This is a genomic window from Actinoplanes sp. NPDC004185 (assembly GCF_053603475.1).
This window is the reverse complement of record NZ_JBSGFR010000003.1, coordinates 258,932-274,047: the sequence shown is the minus strand read 5'-3', so window position 1 is coordinate 274,047 and position 15,116 is coordinate 258,932. Positions and strand designations below refer to the sequence as shown.

17 protein-coding genes, 1 pseudogene and 1 riboswitch are annotated in these 15,116 nt (G+C 72.7%); of the genes and pseudogenes, 10 read left to right on the top strand and 8 right to left on the bottom strand.

Annotated elements, in window-relative coordinates; translation table 11 throughout:
* Together ACWEOZ_RS05285 and ACWEOZ_RS05280 are read right to left on the bottom strand one after the other, a co-directional pair.
* Positions 1-99: pseudogene (locus ACWEOZ_RS05285) on the bottom strand (LuxR C-terminal-related transcriptional regulator); the annotation flags it as partial.
* A gap of 116 nt (positions 100-215) precedes the next feature.
* Entirely contained in the window at positions 216-887 is a 672-nt protein-coding gene (locus tag ACWEOZ_RS05280; RefSeq protein ID WP_451909511.1) for a TetR family transcriptional regulator, read from the bottom strand.
* A 54-nt stretch (positions 888-941) separates the two neighbouring features.
* Between ACWEOZ_RS05280 and ACWEOZ_RS05275 the strand changes: the two genes are divergently transcribed.
* Positions 942-1,826 carry an AurF N-oxygenase family protein gene (locus tag ACWEOZ_RS05275; RefSeq protein WP_451909510.1) on the top strand — a complete coding sequence of 295 codons (885 nt, stop codon included), beginning with the start codon at positions 942-944 and terminating at the stop codon, positions 1,824-1,826.
* Between the two features lie 56 nt (positions 1,827-1,882).
* Positions 1,883-2,992, top strand: a complete 1,110-nt coding sequence (locus ACWEOZ_RS05270) for a DNA alkylation repair protein (RefSeq protein ID WP_451909509.1) — start codon at positions 1,883-1,885, stop codon at positions 2,990-2,992.
* A 1-nt stretch (position 2,993) separates the two neighbouring features.
* Here the strand turns inward: ACWEOZ_RS05270 and ACWEOZ_RS05265 are convergent, their stop codons facing one another.
* Positions 2,994-3,644, bottom strand: a complete 651-nt coding sequence (locus ACWEOZ_RS05265) for a DsbA family oxidoreductase (RefSeq protein WP_451909508.1) — start codon at positions 3,642-3,644, stop codon at positions 2,994-2,996.
* Between the two features lies 1 nt (position 3,645).
* On the bottom strand, positions 3,646-3,777 hold the full coding sequence (locus tag ACWEOZ_RS05260; protein WP_451909507.1) for a hypothetical protein: 132 nt from the start codon (positions 3,775-3,777) through the stop codon (positions 3,646-3,648).
* Positions 3,778-3,935: 158 nt separating this feature from the next.
* On the opposite strand from ACWEOZ_RS05260, the gene ACWEOZ_RS05255 reads away from it, so the two are divergent.
* Entirely contained in the window at positions 3,936-4,511 is a 576-nt protein-coding gene (locus ACWEOZ_RS05255) for a DUF6642 family protein (RefSeq protein WP_451909506.1), read from the top strand.
* A gap of 58 nt (positions 4,512-4,569) precedes the next feature.
* On the top strand, positions 4,570-5,442 hold the full coding sequence (locus ACWEOZ_RS05250) for an NAD(P)-dependent oxidoreductase (RefSeq protein ID WP_451909505.1): 873 nt from the start codon (positions 4,570-4,572) through the stop codon (positions 5,440-5,442).
* Positions 5,443-5,465: 23 nt separating this feature from the next.
* Here the strand turns inward: ACWEOZ_RS05250 and ACWEOZ_RS05245 are convergent, their stop codons facing one another.
* Positions 5,466-6,155 (bottom strand): hypothetical protein, encoded by a 690-nt coding sequence (locus ACWEOZ_RS05245; protein ID WP_451909504.1) that lies wholly within the window; start codon positions 6,153-6,155, stop codon positions 5,466-5,468.
* 343 nt (positions 6,156-6,498) lie between these two features.
* Here ACWEOZ_RS05245 and ACWEOZ_RS05240 point away from each other — a divergent pair, with 343 nt between their 5' ends.
* Positions 6,499-7,581 (top strand): glycoside hydrolase family 26 protein, encoded by a 1,083-nt coding sequence (locus ACWEOZ_RS05240; RefSeq protein WP_451909503.1) that lies wholly within the window; start codon positions 6,499-6,501, stop codon positions 7,579-7,581.
* Here ACWEOZ_RS05240 and ACWEOZ_RS05235 read toward each other — a convergent pair.
* The 3 genes from ACWEOZ_RS05235 to ACWEOZ_RS05225 form a co-directional block, all read right to left on the bottom strand.
* Entirely contained in the window at positions 7,542-8,858 is a 1,317-nt protein-coding gene (locus ACWEOZ_RS05235; RefSeq protein WP_451909502.1) for an acyltransferase family protein, read from the bottom strand. The two genes, ACWEOZ_RS05240 and ACWEOZ_RS05235, sit on opposite strands and share 40 nt — an antisense overlap.
* Before the next feature lie 26 nt (positions 8,859-8,884).
* Positions 8,885-9,592, bottom strand: coding sequence for a carbonic anhydrase (locus ACWEOZ_RS05230; RefSeq protein WP_451909501.1), 708 nt, complete (start codon positions 9,590-9,592; stop codon positions 8,885-8,887).
* Positions 9,593-9,689: 97 nt separating this feature from the next.
* Complete coding sequence (locus ACWEOZ_RS05225; RefSeq protein ID WP_451909500.1) at positions 9,690-10,586, bottom strand: ricin-type beta-trefoil lectin domain protein; 897 nt, start codon at positions 10,584-10,586, stop codon at positions 9,690-9,692.
* A gap of 283 nt (positions 10,587-10,869) precedes the next feature.
* Here ACWEOZ_RS05225 and ACWEOZ_RS05220 point away from each other — a divergent pair, with 283 nt between their 5' ends.
* The 5 genes from ACWEOZ_RS05220 to ACWEOZ_RS05200 all read left to right on the top strand — a co-directional run bounded on the left by ACWEOZ_RS05220 (position 10,870) and on the right by ACWEOZ_RS05200 (position 15,097).
* Positions 10,870-11,727, top strand: coding sequence for a GNAT family N-acetyltransferase (locus tag ACWEOZ_RS05220; protein WP_451909499.1), 858 nt, complete (start codon positions 10,870-10,872; stop codon positions 11,725-11,727).
* A gap of 168 nt (positions 11,728-11,895) precedes the next feature.
* A riboswitch (cyclic di-AMP (ydaO/yuaA leader) is annotated at positions 11,896-12,048 on the top strand.
* Positions 12,048-12,692 carry a transglycosylase family protein gene (locus ACWEOZ_RS05215; protein ID WP_451909498.1) on the top strand — a complete coding sequence of 215 codons (645 nt, stop codon included), beginning with the start codon at positions 12,048-12,050 and terminating at the stop codon, positions 12,690-12,692. It overlaps the preceding riboswitch by 1 nt.
* A gap of 107 nt (positions 12,693-12,799) precedes the next feature.
* Positions 12,800-13,195, top strand: a complete 396-nt coding sequence (locus ACWEOZ_RS05210) for a GntR family transcriptional regulator (protein WP_451909497.1) — start codon at positions 12,800-12,802, stop codon at positions 13,193-13,195.
* Positions 13,192-14,091: an ABC transporter ATP-binding protein gene (locus ACWEOZ_RS05205; RefSeq protein ID WP_451909496.1), complete on the top strand. Its 900-nt coding sequence runs from the start codon at positions 13,192-13,194 to the stop codon at positions 14,089-14,091. The genes ACWEOZ_RS05210 and ACWEOZ_RS05205 overlap by 4 nt, the downstream gene beginning before the upstream one ends.
* Positions 14,092-14,125: 34 nt before the next feature.
* A complete protein-coding gene (locus tag ACWEOZ_RS05200; RefSeq protein ID WP_451909495.1) occupies positions 14,126-15,097 on the top strand; it encodes an ABC transporter permease subunit in 972 nt (323 codons plus the stop codon).
* The last annotated feature ends 19 nt before the right edge of the window (positions 15,098-15,116 follow it).

The following is a 15,116-nucleotide window of genomic DNA, read 5'->3' as shown; positions in this document are numbered from 1 at the left end:
GAGCTTCGTCAGCATGTGGCCGACGTGGGTCTTCACCGTCGTCTCGCTGACCGTGAGGGCCCGGGCGATCTCCGCGTTCGAATGTCCCTTGGCCATCTCGAAACGCGCCGACAGCCGCACCGCGACGGTGACGCTGAGCTCGCCGGTCTCGATCGTCGCTTCGCCGCGGTAGTCCTCGTCCCGGCCGTCCTCGCCCGGCAGGTCCTGGTCCGCGCTCATCGCCCGGTCACCGCCAGCCCGCCCGGAGTGTCGGCGGCGGCCCGGATGCCGGCGATGCCGCCCCAGAGGAACGTCGTCAGATACTCCGCCAGGGCGGTCCGGCTGATCGGCTGCTGCTGCCGCAGCCACCAGTCGGCCACTGTCTGGACATAACCCACGATCCCGTACGCCCACGGCAGCGCCGGCCCGGAGTCCAGGCCCAGCGCCCGCAACCGGTCGCCCAGGATCCGGGCCAGCCCGCTGGCCACGGTGTCCATCGCGTCGGCGACCACGTCGGTGTCGCGGGCGATGCCGCGCTGGTGCACGACGAAGCGGTACACGTGCGGGTCCGCCTCGATGAAGGTCAGGTACGCGTCGATCGCGGCGGCGACCACGTCCCGTTCCTCCCGGACCGCGGCCACAGCCGGCGCGATGGCCTCGACCACCGCGGTCGCCGCCTGCCGGCCCACCGCCAGCCACAGCCCCGACTTGTCCTCGAAGTAGCGGTAGAGCACGGGCTTGCTGACCCCGGCGTGCGCGGCCACGGCGTCGATGCCGGGCTCGGGCCCGAGCTCGCGGATCGCCTCGATCACCGCTTCGACGAGCTCGGTGCGGCGGCGCTCGCGGTGATCGGCCCAGCGGCGGCTGCGCCCGTCGGGACGGTTGACGCCCTCATCGACAGAGTTCATAGTACGAGAAGTAGCTGTTACTTCCGGTAACGTCAACCCCTCTGGAGGTTCTCCATGGTCGTCTCCGACCGCGACCGGACCGCGACCCGGCTGCTGCGCTCGTCGGCCGAGCACTCGTACGACCCGGAAGTGGAGATCGACTGGGACGCGCCGCTGGCCGACGACCGGTTCTACACGCCCGAGCACCGGTCCAGCCTCTACGGCACCGAGCTGTGGCAGGGACTCAGCCAGGAGCAGCGGATCACCCTGACCCGGCACGAGGTGGCCAGCATCGCCGGGCTCGGGGTCTGGTTCGAGACCATCCTCATGCAGCTGCTGATCCGCGAGTACTACCGCGCCGACCCCACCGCCGCCCACTCCCAGTACGCCCTCACCGAGGTCGCCGACGAGTGCCGGCACTCGGTCATGTTCGGCCGGATGATCGCCAAACTGGACTGCCCGGTCTACCGGGTCGGCGCGTTCGACGACGCGCTGGGCAAATGGATCGCCGCCACCGCCACCGGCCCCCGGATGTACGCGGCCATCCTCATCGCCGAGGAGATCCTCGACGCCCTGCAACGCGAGGCGGCGGCCGACGAGACGGTGCAGCCGCTGGTCCGGATGGTGTCGCGGATCCACGTCATCGAGGAGGCCCGGCACGTGCGCTACGCCCGCGAGGAGCTCGCCCGCCAGGTGCGCGCGGCGGGCACCCGGCGCCTGGCGTTCGACCGGGTGGTGATCGCCCGGGCGGCGTACCTGACCGGCACCCGGATCATCTCCCCGCAGGTCTACCGGTCCGTCGGCATCGAGCCCGAGGTGGGACGGCGGGCGGCGCGGGCCAACCCGTACCACCGCGAGACGATGCGCTGGGCGGGTGAGCGGATCGTGGCGTACCTGCGGGAGCTGGACCTGATCGGCGGGCCCGGTATGGCTCTGTGGCGGCGCTCCGGCCTGCTCTGAGGCGGTCCTGGCACGATGTGCGGTGTCCGCCGCCACCCAGCCAGGGGAGATCCGCCGTGCCGTTCGCCGACGAGCTCATCGGGGACCAGACCGCCCGGGCGCTGATCGCCGCGCTGGCCGCCGCGGCGCCGGGCAACGGGTGGCCGTCGCTGCGTACCGCGGCGGGTGATCTCGCCGGGCGCGCGCTGCGCGAACGCAGCGACCTGTTGCGCGATGCCCTGCTGGCCGACCTGCCGGGCGGCTACCCGGAGCTGGCCGCGACGGTCCGGGCCGCCGCGGCCGGCCCGCTGCCGTTCGAGGGCTGGCTGATCTGGCCGGTCACCGGCGCGGTCGCGGCCCGCGCGGTCACCGACGGCAGCGGTACGGCGTTCGACGACGCGATGGCGTTGCTGGCCGCCCTCACCGGCCGGCTGACCGCCGAGTTCGCCATCCGGACGCTGCTGGACCACGACCCCGGCCGGGCGCTGGCCATCGTGGGCACCTGGACGGACTCGCCGGACGAGCACGTACGCCGCCTCGCCTCCGAGGGCACCCGGCCCTTCCTGCCCTGGGCCAAGCGGGTGCCGGCGCTGCTGGACCGGCCCGAGCACACCCTGGAGATCATCGGCGCGCTCCGCCGTGACGACAGCGAGTACGTGCGCCGCTCGGTGGCCAACCACCTCAACGACCTGAGCCGCCACCACGGCGACCTGGTGGTCCGGACCGCCGCCGGGTGGCTCGCCGAGCCCGACCGGCACACAGCCCGGCTGGTCCGGCACGGCCTGCGGACGCTGGTCAAGCAGGGGCATCCGGGCGCGCTGGCCCTGCTCGGCTTCGCCCCGGCCACCGTGGAGGTCACCGGCCCGCTCATCGCGTCCGGCGAGGTGCCCTTCGGTGGTGAGCTGGCCTTCACCGCGACCGTCACGAACACCGGGGCCGCCGCGGCCACGCTGGCCATCGACTACGTCGTGCACCACCGGAAGACCGACGGCCGGCAGACCGGCAAGACCTTCAAGCTGACCACGGCGACGCTCGAGCCGGGGCAGCTGCTGTCGCTGGAGCGCCGGCACTCGTTCCGGGAGATCACCACCCGGCGCTATCACCCCGGCGCGCACGCCGTCGAACTGCAGGTCAACGGCGTGCGCTCGGGCCGGGCCGACTTCGTGCTGGGCCGGCCCGCGGACTGACTCAGCGAGCCGGCGCCGCCTCGTACGCGGTGCGCAGCGCCTGCAGGAACACGTCGGCGGACTGGGCGCCGGAGACGCCGTAGGCCTGGTTGAGCACGAAGAACGGCACGCCGGAGGCCCCGTACAGGCGGGCCTGGCGGATGTCGTCCTCGACGTCGGAGGTGTAGTCGTCGCCGGCCAGCACCCGCTGCGCCTCCGCCGCCGGGACGCCGATCTCGGAGCCCAGCCGCACCAGCGTCGCGGTGTCCAGCGTCGCGCCCTCGATCAGGTTGGCCCGCATCAGCCGCTCGTGCGCCTCCGCGCCCAGCCCGTGCGCCTTGGCCAGGTGGATCAACCGGTGCGCGTCGAATGTGTTGATGCTCACCGCGCTCGCGAAGTCGTAGTGCAGGCCCTCGGCCTCGGCGAGTGCGGCGACCTGCGCCGTCATGGCCTTGACCTGGTCCTTCGACCCGCCGAACTTCTTGGCCAGGGCGTCGTGGACCGGCTCGACCGTGCCCCGGGGGATCGACGGGTCGAGCTGGAAGCTGCGCCACACCAGCTCGACGTCACCGGCGTGCTCGAACGTGCCCAGCGCCGTCTCGAGCCGCCGCTTGCCGATGTAGCACCACGGGCAGACGATGTCCGACCAGATCTCCACCAGGACGCCGGCCATCTCAGCCACACATCCCGTCGGCGCAGGTCGCGGCATCCTCGGCACCGAGCACGATCAACGGCTGCGGGGGGCTCGCGGGCTGCGCCGGAGGGGGCGGGGGCGGGGGCGCGGACTGCTTCTGCACATCGGTCACCGATCCATCATGCGTCGGGAACCGGAGATCGTTAAGAAGGCACTTCCGGGTAAGTGCCCCGCAGGTGTGAGGCATTTGCCCGATAGGTCGGGCGGCCCCGTCGATCGACCGCCGGTCGGCTAGCGTCGACCTTTCGTGCCGAGCTGTCAGGGGGAGTCGTGGCCAAGGCCGGGGGAGTGTTCTGCGTCGAGGGTCAATGGGAGGACGACCTGAACAGCCGCGGGTCGGTGCTGCCCACCCTCGAACTGCTCGAACGGCTCGGCAGCATCCGCTACATCCACCGGGACACGGCCACGACCGAGGAGCTGCACTACTACCTGGACACCTGGCTGTCCCGCAAGTACGCCGACTACAAGGTGGGCTTCTTCGCCCTCCACGGTCAGCCCACCCAGCTGTGCCTGACCAGCAAGCAGACGGTCGAGCTGGACGAGATCGCGGCCTGGATGTCGGGCCGGTGCGCGGGCCGCATCCTGTACTTCGGCAGCTGTCTGGTCCTGCGCGCCTCCGACCGGGCCCTGAAGGACTTCCTGCACGAGACCAAGGCGGCCATGCTCTGCGGCTTCACCAAGTCGATCGACTGGGTGGAATCGGCGGCCTTCGAGACCGTGGTCCTCAACACCCTGGTCAACGGCGGCAAGATCGACAGCGCGGAACGCCTGATGCGCTCGTCCCGCTGGACGGCCCTGTCGGACCACCTGGGCTTCCGCGTGGTCTACGCCAACGGCCGGAGCTGAGCCAGGAGTCGTGAATTGGCCGCAGCCGGGGCGGCGGTCCGCGCTCTACCGTACGGCCATGGATCACAGCGAGAACGTCGGTTTTCTGGGGCTGGGCATCATGGGCGAGCCGATGGCCCGCAACCTCGCCGCGGCCGGGGTGCCGGTGGTCGGCTGGTCGCGTACCCCCCGATCGGTCCCCGGGGTGAGTCTCGCGGACCGGCCGGCCGACGTCTTCGCCCGGGCCCGGATCGTCCTGCTCATGCTGGCCGGGAGCGACGCGATCGACGAGGTCCTGGGCCGCGGCGGCCCGGGCTTCGCGGAGCTGGTGCACGGGCACACGATCGTGCACATGGGCACCACCGCGCCGGAGTATTCGGCCGCTCTGCGTGACGACGTGGTGGCGGCTGACGGGCGCTATGTGGAGGCGCCCGTGTCCGGGTCGCGGACCCCGGCGGTCGCCGGGGAACTGGTCGGGATGCTGGCCGGGGACCCGGATGCCGTCAAGGAGGTACGCCCGCTGCTGGCCCCGATGTGCCGCGAGGTCGTCGAGTGCGGTCCGGTCCCGCAGGCGCTGCTGATGAAGCTGTCGGTGAACCTGTTCCTGATCAGCCTGGTCACCGGCCTGGCCGAGGCGACGCATTTCGCCCAGCGGCACGGTCTCGACCTGGACCTGCTGCGGGGCGTGCTGGACGCCGGGCCGATGGCCAGCGGCGTCTCCCGGGTCAAGGTGGAGAAGCTGGTCAGCCGGGACTTCACGGTGCAGGCGTCGATCCGGGACGTGCTGATGAACAACCAGCTGATCGCCGACGCGGCGCGGGCGTCCGGCATCGCGTCGCCGTTGCTGGACGAGTGCCACCGGTTGTTCGGGGAGGCGCTGGCGCTCGGTCACGGTGCGGAGGACATGGCGGCCGTGGTGCGCGCGATCGAGGCCCGTACCGACGCGGGCTGAGCCGAGCACGAGGGTCCGGCCGGTCAGTCGTCGTCCCACACCACGGCGTCGAAGGTGACCGAGTCCTGGCGGCTGTCGATCTTGCGTACGGTGAGCCGGGCGATGCGGTCCTGGTTGGTCCGCGCACAGATGACCGCGCCGGTCTCGACAGCGCTGAGTTTCACCACGCCCTGAGTCAGAGACGCCTCCTGGCACTGCGCGAACTCCGGCGTGCCGGAACCGTCCCACCGGGCGAAGGCGGACGGCAGGCCGAGGGCGGCCTTGCCCACGTCGACCTCCCCGGCGTCGAGCCGCCCGAGACTGAGATCGGCGGCGGCCGCGGTGTCGTCGGTGGCCCGGGGCGGCTCCCGGTCCAGGTCGACGGCGTCGCTCAGGCTCGGGACCGCGGAGACGACGAGCCGCCCGGACCACCGCACCGGTACGCCCGTCGCGGAGCTCGGTCCGGTGGTGGCGGACGCGCCCGGAGGAGCCGGCTGGGCGGCTGCTGGCGAAGCGGTGGTGGCGGCGGGCGCACCGTTGCCGGCGGCGGGCGCCGCCGGATCGTCGTCGCCGCCGCCGGCCGCGATGAGGGCGAAGATGCCGCCGATCACCGCGGCGAGCACGGTGCCGGCGAAGGTCAGCCACATGTTGAGGTGGGCCGGGTCCGTTCGCCGCCGGGGCGTGGCCCGCTGCTCGCCGCCGTTATGTCCTTGTCCCCGCTGGTCCGGTGTCATCGCCCCCGCCGTACGTTCTCGATGTGCCGTCCGTCGCATGAGGACACTAGTCGCGCCGGGCGTCGGGAATCCAGGTGTGCCCGGAGGGTGCCGAGCCGCTCGACCAGCCCGGGCCCGTCCTCGGCCGGCCGCGGTGACGGAGTTGCCCGCGGCTTGACCGGGGCAGTGGGAGGTTCGCCCCTTTGCTGGCGCGGCGGGCCTCGCTGTCCGAGCTGCGCGCCGATAAAAAGCCTGGTCAGGTAGGGTCTTGCGGGCGATCGGCCGACCTCTCGGCCGGATCGGGCGGGCATCGTGGAGCCGGATGCGACCGCCGTGTCCGCGTACCGGGGAGAGGAAGCCCACCATGACCGCCGAAACCCTGGGCGGCCGCGGGCTGCCCCGTCGCCGGCTGCTCGCGTTCGCGGCGCTGGCGCTGCCGGCTGCCTGTTCCACTGCGCCGTCCGCGGCCCCGCCACCCGTTTCGCCCACCACCGTCGCCCCCGCGGCGTCGTCCGGCTCACCCGTTGCCAGCGCCTCGCCGTCGCTGTCCCCGACGCCGTCGGCGAAGCCTTCGCCGGCGCCCAAGAAAGTGGCGCCCCGGCGGGGCGGGCCGGTGCCGGCCGAGACCGGCAAGGCGATGTTCGGCTCCTACCTGGCGCTCAGCGGCATGTCGCTCAAGGAGAGCCTCGCGCTGCGCCGCCGGCAGCTGGGCCGTGAGCAGCGCATCGTGCACGTCTTCTACCCGTGGGACGGCTACGTGCCCTCGTCCGAGCCGGCCGTGGCCTCCTCCAGCACGTTGATGGTGTCGTGGCACGGGGCGCCGTACCGGCGAATCCTCGACGGCTCGTCGGACCGGATCATCGCCCGGGTGGCCCGCAAGCTGGCCGGGATGAAGCGGCCGATCCTGCTGCGCTGGGGCTGGGAGATGAACGGCGACTGGTTCGAGTGGGACGGCAGCCACAACGGTGACGACCCGGCCGGCTACGTCAAGGCCTGGCGGCGGCTGCACCGGATCTTCCGGGAGCAGGGCGCGGACAACGTCGCCTGGGTGTGGAGCCCGAACTGGAACTCGTCGCCGGACACCTCGTGGAACAGGTTCCAGCGGTACTACCCCGGCGACGACTACGTCGACTGGGTCGGGGTCTCCGGCTACGACTTCTTCTCCGAGTCGCCGCGCACGCTGTTCAGTGCCGTCGTCACGGCGTACGGCGGCCGCAAGCCCATCATCCTCAGCGAGACCGCCGCGGTCGACCACGGCCGGGGCAGCAAGGCCGCATGGATCAGGAAGCTGTCCTCGTGGGTCGAGGACACTCCGGCCGTCGGCGCGGTGGTCTGGTTCGACACCGACACCCAGGACGACAGCCCGCACAACTTCCGGCCGGACACCGACAGCGCGGCGCTGGCCGCCTACCGGGCGATGGCGCGCGGGTCCCGCTTCGCCGGCTGAGGCACGGCCGGGTCCGGCGGCCGCGCGTCGGAGCCCCATCGGGCGGTCATCCACCGCGCGACCCGGCGCCCGAACCGCTGCCCGGGCACCTCCACGAACCGGTACGTGAGCCAGGAGATCCCGACCACCAGGCCCAGGTACGCGGCCGCGACCGGCACCTCGGCCAGGGCGGGCAGCCGCTCACCGAGCGGGATCAGCAGGGGGCGCAACAGCACGATCAGCACGTAGTGCACCAGGTAGACCGAGTAGCTGATCAAGCCCAGGCGGGCCAGTGCGCGCGGCGTGCGCCGGCCCCGGGTGAGCCGGCCCAGCGCGAAGGTGCCGCCGATGACGAGCAGGGTGACGACCGAGCGGGTCACGTACCGCGGGTTGAGCCCGCCGAGGAACTCCAGCTCGGCGAACCAGTTGACCAGGAGCGCGGCGGCCACCACCGCGGCCGCCAGGCCCGCCTGCCACCAGCGGATCCGGCCGTGGTCGGCGCGGTGGACCGCCGTACCGACCAGCATCACCGCGACGATCAGCAGGCCGTCCCAGACGTGAGCCGGATCCTGGCCGGCGACCAGCAGTGTCACCGCCAGGCCGCCCAGGATCAGCGCGCCGGCCACCACGACGGCGCGCCGCCCGGTCGCGACCGCACCCAGCCCGAGCACCAGCGTGACCGCCACGACCAGGGTCAGCTCCCGCGCGGCGCCGGGTGTCGGCGCGAGTAACCGGGGCGCCAGCGGGGCGGTGCCGACGGCCACCACGGCCAGGACGACCGCCAGCACCGTTCCGGCGCGGTGCAGCCGTACCGCGAACAGTGCGCCGACCAGCAGGTAGAACGCCATCTCGAAAGTGAGCGTCCAGATCACCGGCGTGATCAGCGGTATGCCCAGCAGGTGCGGCAGCATCGTCACGTGGGCCACGGCCGCGGTCAGGGGATCGGCCCGCAGCGCGGGGTCGAGCGGCATCAGTCCGGCGGCGCCCAGCGCGACCACCACGGCGATGACCACGAGATACAGCGGCAGCAGGCGGCAGAGGCGGCTCACCCAGAACGTGCGCAGGCTACCGTGCCGTTCCAGCGACGCCGGGATGATGTAGCCACTGACCAGGAAGAACAGCATGACTCCGGCGGTGCCGGCGTGCAACCACTCGGCCGAGACCTCGCGCGCGCCGCGGAACAGCATGCGGCTGAGATGGGCGTAGACGACCAGCAGGACCGCCACCGCCCGGAGCCCGTCGAGCCAGGCCAGCCGGTCCGCCGGCAGGACGGCGGGGGCGGTCGGCTCGGCGGGCATCCGCGAACGATAGCCGGAGGCGCGGGTTATCTCACCAGGGTGACCCGGCCGCTGTCGAGGTCGTACCGGGCGCCGACGATGCGCAGCTCGCCCGCCCGGACGTGCTCGGCCAGCAGCTCACTGCGGGCAGTCAGCTGAGCGGCCTGGGCCCGGACGTTGGCCCGGACGGCGTTGTCCACCACGTCGCCGGGGCGGCCCAGCTCCGGCTCGACGATCGGCCGCAGCGCGTCGACGATCGTGCCGATGTGCCCGGGGGCGGCGGCGCCGCTCTCGATGGCGTCGATGGTGGCGGTCACCGCGCCGCACCGCTCGTGGCCGAGCACGACGACGAGCGGGCTGCCGAACTCCTCGACGGCGAACTCGATGCTGCCCAGCAGCAGGTCGTCGACGATGTTCCCGGCCACCCGGTTGTCGAACAGATCACCCAGTCCCTGGTCGAAGAGGAACTCGGGGGAGACCCGGGAGTCGGCGCAGCCGATCGTGATCGCGAAGGGGTGCTGGCCCGCGGCGACCTCGTGCAGGTCGGCCAGGGTCTGGTGCGGGTGGCGGGCGTGCCCGGAGACGAAACGCCGGTTGCCGGCGAGCAGCCGGGCGAGGGCGGCGGCCGGGGTGACGGCGGGTTCCGCGGTGCGGGGCCGGGCCGCGGACGCGGGGGTCGCGCCGGCGAGCAGGCCGGCGCCGAGGGCCGCGGCGCTCCCGGTGAGCAGCAGCGAACGTCGGGACAGATCGGGCATGAGGGACTCCTGAGGGGTGCTGCCGGCGATGCCGGGCCGGTCCATGAGGGACAGACGCCGTTCTATCAGCCCGGCCGGCCCGCCCGGCAGCGTGGTCTCACGGCAGGGCCCAGCTCTGATCGGCCGCGCCCGTGCAGTCGGTGACCGTGACGGTCACCGCCAGGGCGCCGGGATCGGTCAGGCAGCGGCCGGTCTGCGGGTTGACCAGCGAGCCGTTCGGCCCGGCCCGCCACTGGGCCGCGGGCCGGTCGTCGCAACCGGCGATCCGTACGGCGGCGTCGGTGCCCACGGCGGCGCACCGGTTCGTGACCAGCAGGGTGCCGTCGGTGGCCAGCGTCCACCGCTGGTAGCTCACGTCGGCGCAGCCCGAGGTCTGCACGGGAGCACCCTCGAGACCGAGGAGGCTGCCGAGGGCCAGGCACCGTCCACCGGCCGCTTTGATCGCGCCGGTCCTGGCCGCGCCGGGAGGCGGCGACAGCGTCGGCGTCGGCGCGCCGGAGGCCGCTGTCGTGGTGGTCGCCGGCCCGGGCGCGCCCTGGGCCGCGCCGGTGGTGGCCGTGGTTCTCGTCGCAGTCGCGGACCGGTTGACAGGGCTGCTGCCCGGGGAGGCGGTGATCGTGCCCGCACTCGCCACCGGCGCTGCCCCGGCGGACCGGGTGATGCCCGGCGCCGAGGGAGCCGGAAGCGCCGTCACGGGCTGGTCGCTCCGGCCGGACGGCAGGAGCAGGAACAGGCCGGCCCCGCCGAGCAGGGCGAGCACCCCGATCCCGGCCAGCACCAGCAGCTTCTGGCGGCGCAGGGCAGTGTTCTTCGCCACCGGGTCGGTGACGGTGACGGAGGCCGGCGCGACAACCGGCATCTCGCCGGTTCCTTCCTCGGGCAGGTCCGCGGTCGCCGGCCAGGTGGGTGCCGGCCGGTCGCCGGACCCCGCCGGTTGGGTGGTGATGTACGGGCGGACCAGCACCGGGTCGTCGCGCTCGGAATCGTCAGCCATCTCGTCGTCCTGCCGTGGGAAAGGCCGGTGGCCACGGGGGTGCCGACCGGTACGTCAAGATACGCGAGGCCGCCGGCAAGAGATCACTTGATGTCCACCCTTTCTGGACCTTCGGGGGAAAGGCTGGTCAAGACGGGTAGACCTCCGGGTTCGGACGCCCCCCGGCGGGCCCGGCCGAGGCCTACGCTGAGCACACCCGTCACCGCCGAAGGTGAGCACACATGGATCTCGCGACCCTGGCCGCCGGCCCGGCCGCCAACGTGTCCGCTCCGGAGCCGCCGTCGTGAGCAGGGTGATCGTGGCGGCGATGGAGGCGGCCACGGTGGCCGCGCGGGCCGCCCGGGTGCTGGTCCGCCCGGTGAGCAGCCTGGCCGAGCTGACCACGCTGGACCGGATGCTGGCCGGCATCTGGCAGGACGACGCGAGCGGCCCGCTGCTGAGCACCGAGCTGCTGCGCGCGCTGGCGAAGTCGGGCAACTACGTGGCCGGTGCCTTCGACGGCGGCACCCTGGTCGGGGCCGCGGTGGCCTTCTTCGCCGCCCCGGGCGAGCGGGAGCTGCACAGTCACATCGCCGGGGTGTCCGCCACCGCGGCCGGGCGCAGCGTCGGCTTCGCGCTCAAGCAGCACCAGCGGGTCTGGGCGCTGCAACGCGGCATCAGCACGATCAGCTGGACCTTCGACCCGCTGGTGGCCCGCAACGCCTACTTCAACCTGGCCAAGCTGGGCGCGATCCCGACCGAGTATCTGGCGAACTTCTACGGCCCGATGCACGACCGGATCAACAGCGACGACGACAGCGACCGGTTGATGGTGCGGTGGGATCTCGCCGCCCCGGCCGTCGTCTCCGCCAGCGCGGGCAAGCCGGTGCGCTGCGTCCGGCCGGCGACCGCCACCGTGGCGCTGCGCCGCTCGGGCACCGGCGGGCCGGTGCCGGGCTCGTTCCGGGGGCAGACCGTGGTGGTGGCCGTCCCGGAGGACATCGAGACCCTGCGCCGCCGGGCTCCGGGCGCGGCCAAGGACTGGCGGGTCGCCGTACGGGAGACGCTGAGCACCCTGCTCGCCGACCGGTTGCGCTTCGCCGGCTTCGACCGTGACGGCTGGTACGTCCTCACCCGCGGCCCCGAGGAGTACGGCCGGTGACATCGACCGGCTTTGCCCCGATTCTGGCCAAGATCAAAAGAGGGCAAAAGCTGAGAACAACGTCACGTTAGGCCCCGGAGGTTGGCCCCGCGCCGGGGAACGTGGTTACGGTCGGCCGGTCCGCTGACGCGGGCCCCGCGGTCGGTAACGCCGAGTCCTGCCGCCGACCGGGCTGGGACACCAACTCAGGCATGGAGCGGGGGACCCACAGGTTCTCCGGCGCGCCCAGCGCGCCTCGGGGTGAAGCCGCGGCACCACAGCGGCCGGGCAACCTCAGCCCGAACCCGACAGCTGACCTCGCAGGCGTGGAGGTTCATTCAATGGCACAGATCCACAAGCAGTCCCTGCGCGCCCTCGGTCTGGTCGTGGCCGGCGCCGCGGGCACCGTCGCCCTGCTGGGCCCGGCCTCCCCGGCCGCGGCGCAGTCCGGCGTCAACTGGGACGCGGTCGCGCAGTGCGAGTCCGGTGGCAACTGGAGCATCAACACCGGCAACGGCTACTACGGCGGCCTGCAGTTCAGCCGCAGCACGTGGAAGGCGTACGGCGGCGGCAAGTACGCGAGCACCGCCAACAAGGCGAGCCGCGCGGAGCAGATCCGCATCGCCGAGAAGGTGCTCGACGGCCAGGGCATCGGCGCGTGGCCGGTGTGCGGCAAGAAGGCCGGCTCGACGAAGTCCTACAAGGCCAAGAACACCGGCGGTTCGTCGTCGGCCGGCAAGAAGGCCACGGCGTCGCGCACCACCACCCACAAGAAGTCGGCCACCCACAAGAAGTCGGCGGTGACCAGGCACTCCTCGGTCAAGGCCACCGGCCGGCACTACACCGTGAAGTCCGGCGACACGCTCGCCAAGATCGCGGCGGCCCAGCACGTCAAGGGCGGCTGGCGCTCGCTGTACCAGCTCAACCGCGCACAGCTCGGCGGCAACCCCAACCTGATCTTCCCCGGTCAGCGTCTGTCGCTGTGATGAGCCGGCCCGGCTGCCTTACCCCCGTGGGGCAGCCGGGCCTCACGGTCTCTTGACCGTCCCCTTACTGCTTTACTATGTTCCTAGTAAAGCAGTAAGGGGACTCCGTGTTCGTCTTCCGGCTCGACACCCGCTCCGGCGTGCCGCCGTACCTGCAGCTCGTCCAGCAGGTCCGCCAGGCGGTGCTGCTGGGCTTCCTGCAGCCCGGTGACCGCCTCCCGCTCATCCGCGAGGTGGTCGAGGACCTGGCGATCAATCCGAACACCGTCGCCAAGGCGTACCGGCAGATGGAGCAGGAGAAGCTGGTCACCGGCCGGCCCGGCCAGGGCACGTTCGTCGACGAGCAGCAGTCGGCCGCGATGCCGCCGTCGACGTACACGTCGCTGCACCGCGGCCTGGCGACCTGGCTCCGCCGCGCCTACGCGGCCGGCCTCGACGAGCAGGCGGTCAACGCGCTCTTCGCTTCCGTCCATCAGCAGACGAGGAACGAGGAAGTGGCGTGACCGCAACCGAGTTCGCGCTGCGCACCGACGCTGTGGGCAAGCGATACCGGAAGGGCTGGGCGCTGCGCGACTGCACCCTGGCCCTGCCGGCGGGCGGCGTCATCGCCCTGGTCGGGCCGAACGGCGCGGGCAAGACCACGCTGCTGCGCCTGGCCGTCGGGTTGCTGGCCCCGAGCACCGGCACGGTGGAGGTCCTCGGCCACGACGTCACCGCCAGCACCCTTCAGACTCTGTCCCGGGTCGGCTTCCTGGCCCAGGACCACCCGCTGTACAAGCGCTTCACCGTCGCCGAGATGCTCCATTTCGGCCGGGCCTGCAACCTGCGGTTCGACCAGGGGCTGGCCGAGCGCCGGCTGGTGAAGCTGGGCATCCCGCTCGACCGCCGGGCCGGCACGCTGTCCGGCGGCCAGCAGGCCCAGGTGGCGCTGGCCCTGGCCCTGGCGAAGCGGCCGGACCTGCTGGTCCTCGACGAGCCGGTGGCCAGCCTCGACCCGCTGGCCCGGCACGAGTTCCTCCAGGTCCTCATGGGCGCGGTGGCCGAAGGCGGCGTCACCGTCCTGTTCTCTTCTCACGTCGTGCACGAGCTGGAACGCGTCTGCGACCACCTGATCGTGCTCAACCAGGGCAGGGTCACGCTCACCGGTGACATCGACACCCTCCTCGCCGAGCACCGGCTGCTCATCGGCCCGCGCACGGACCATGACCTCGACCGGTCCGGCGCCGTCGTGGAGGCCGTCCACAGCGACCGGCACACGACCCTGCTGGTACGCGACGGCGGGATCCCGGCCGCGCCCGGGTGGCAGGCCCAGCCGGTCGCGCTCGAGGACCTGGTGCTGGCGTATCTGCGCCGGCCGTCCGGGCCGGGCGCCGCGGTCACGCCGGGGGTGGCCGCATGACCGCCCGCACCGAGCGGCGAAAGGTGGGCCCAGCATGACGTGGTTGATCTGGCGCCAGCACCGGACCGAGGTCTGCGTCCTGGGTCTGCTCGTCGGCATGTTCGGCATCGCCCTGCTCGTGCTCGGGACGCACGCTCACGACCTGTTCCCCGGCGGTCCCGCCCGGTGTGCGGGAGCGGGCGGTGTCAGCGACGCCTGCGCGGCCTCCTTCCGCCGGCTCGACGAGGGGTACGGCTACGTCGAGAACCTCCTGGCGGCCTTCTACCTGGTCCCCGTCGTCATCGGTGCGTTCCTCGGTGCACCGTTGCTCGCCCGCGAACTGGAGGACGGCACCTGGCAGCTCGCCTGGACGCAGGCCGTGCCGCGGATGCGCTGGCTGGCGGCCAAGCTCGCGGCCCTGGCCGGCGTCACCGTCGCGCTCACCGGGGTGTTCACCGCGGTGCTCACCTGGTTCCGTCAGCCGTTCGACGCGTGGGAAGGACGGTTCCAGTACGACGCCTTCGACCTGGAAGGCTTTGTGCCGGTGGCGTACGCGCTGTTCGCGTTCGCCGCCGCCACCGCCGCCGGGGCGATCCTGCGGCGCAGTCTGCCCGCCTTCGGCGTCGCGTTCGGGGCGTTCCTCGCCGTCCGGATGTCGGTGGCGCTGGTGGCCCGTCCGGCGTACGCCACACCACTCACCACCATGGAGCCGGTCCCCGTCGGCGGCTCGCCGAACCAGCCGGGGCCCGGTCCCCGCCTCGCTGACTGGACGATCGAACGCGGCTACGCGGACGCCACCGGGCGCAGGCTGAGCTGGACGGAGTACGACGAGCTGGAGGCCGCCGCCAACCGGGCCGGCACCAACCTCAACCAGTTCCTGCACGCCCGGGGCATCCAGCAGTTCGGGGTCTACCACCCGGCCGAGCGGTTCTGGACGTTCCAGATCATCGAGGCGGCCCTGTTCATCACCGTCGCGGCGGTCCTGATCGGCGTGGTGGCCTGGCGGGTACGGCGCCGGGTGATCTAGGGCCGCGGCCACCACCGTT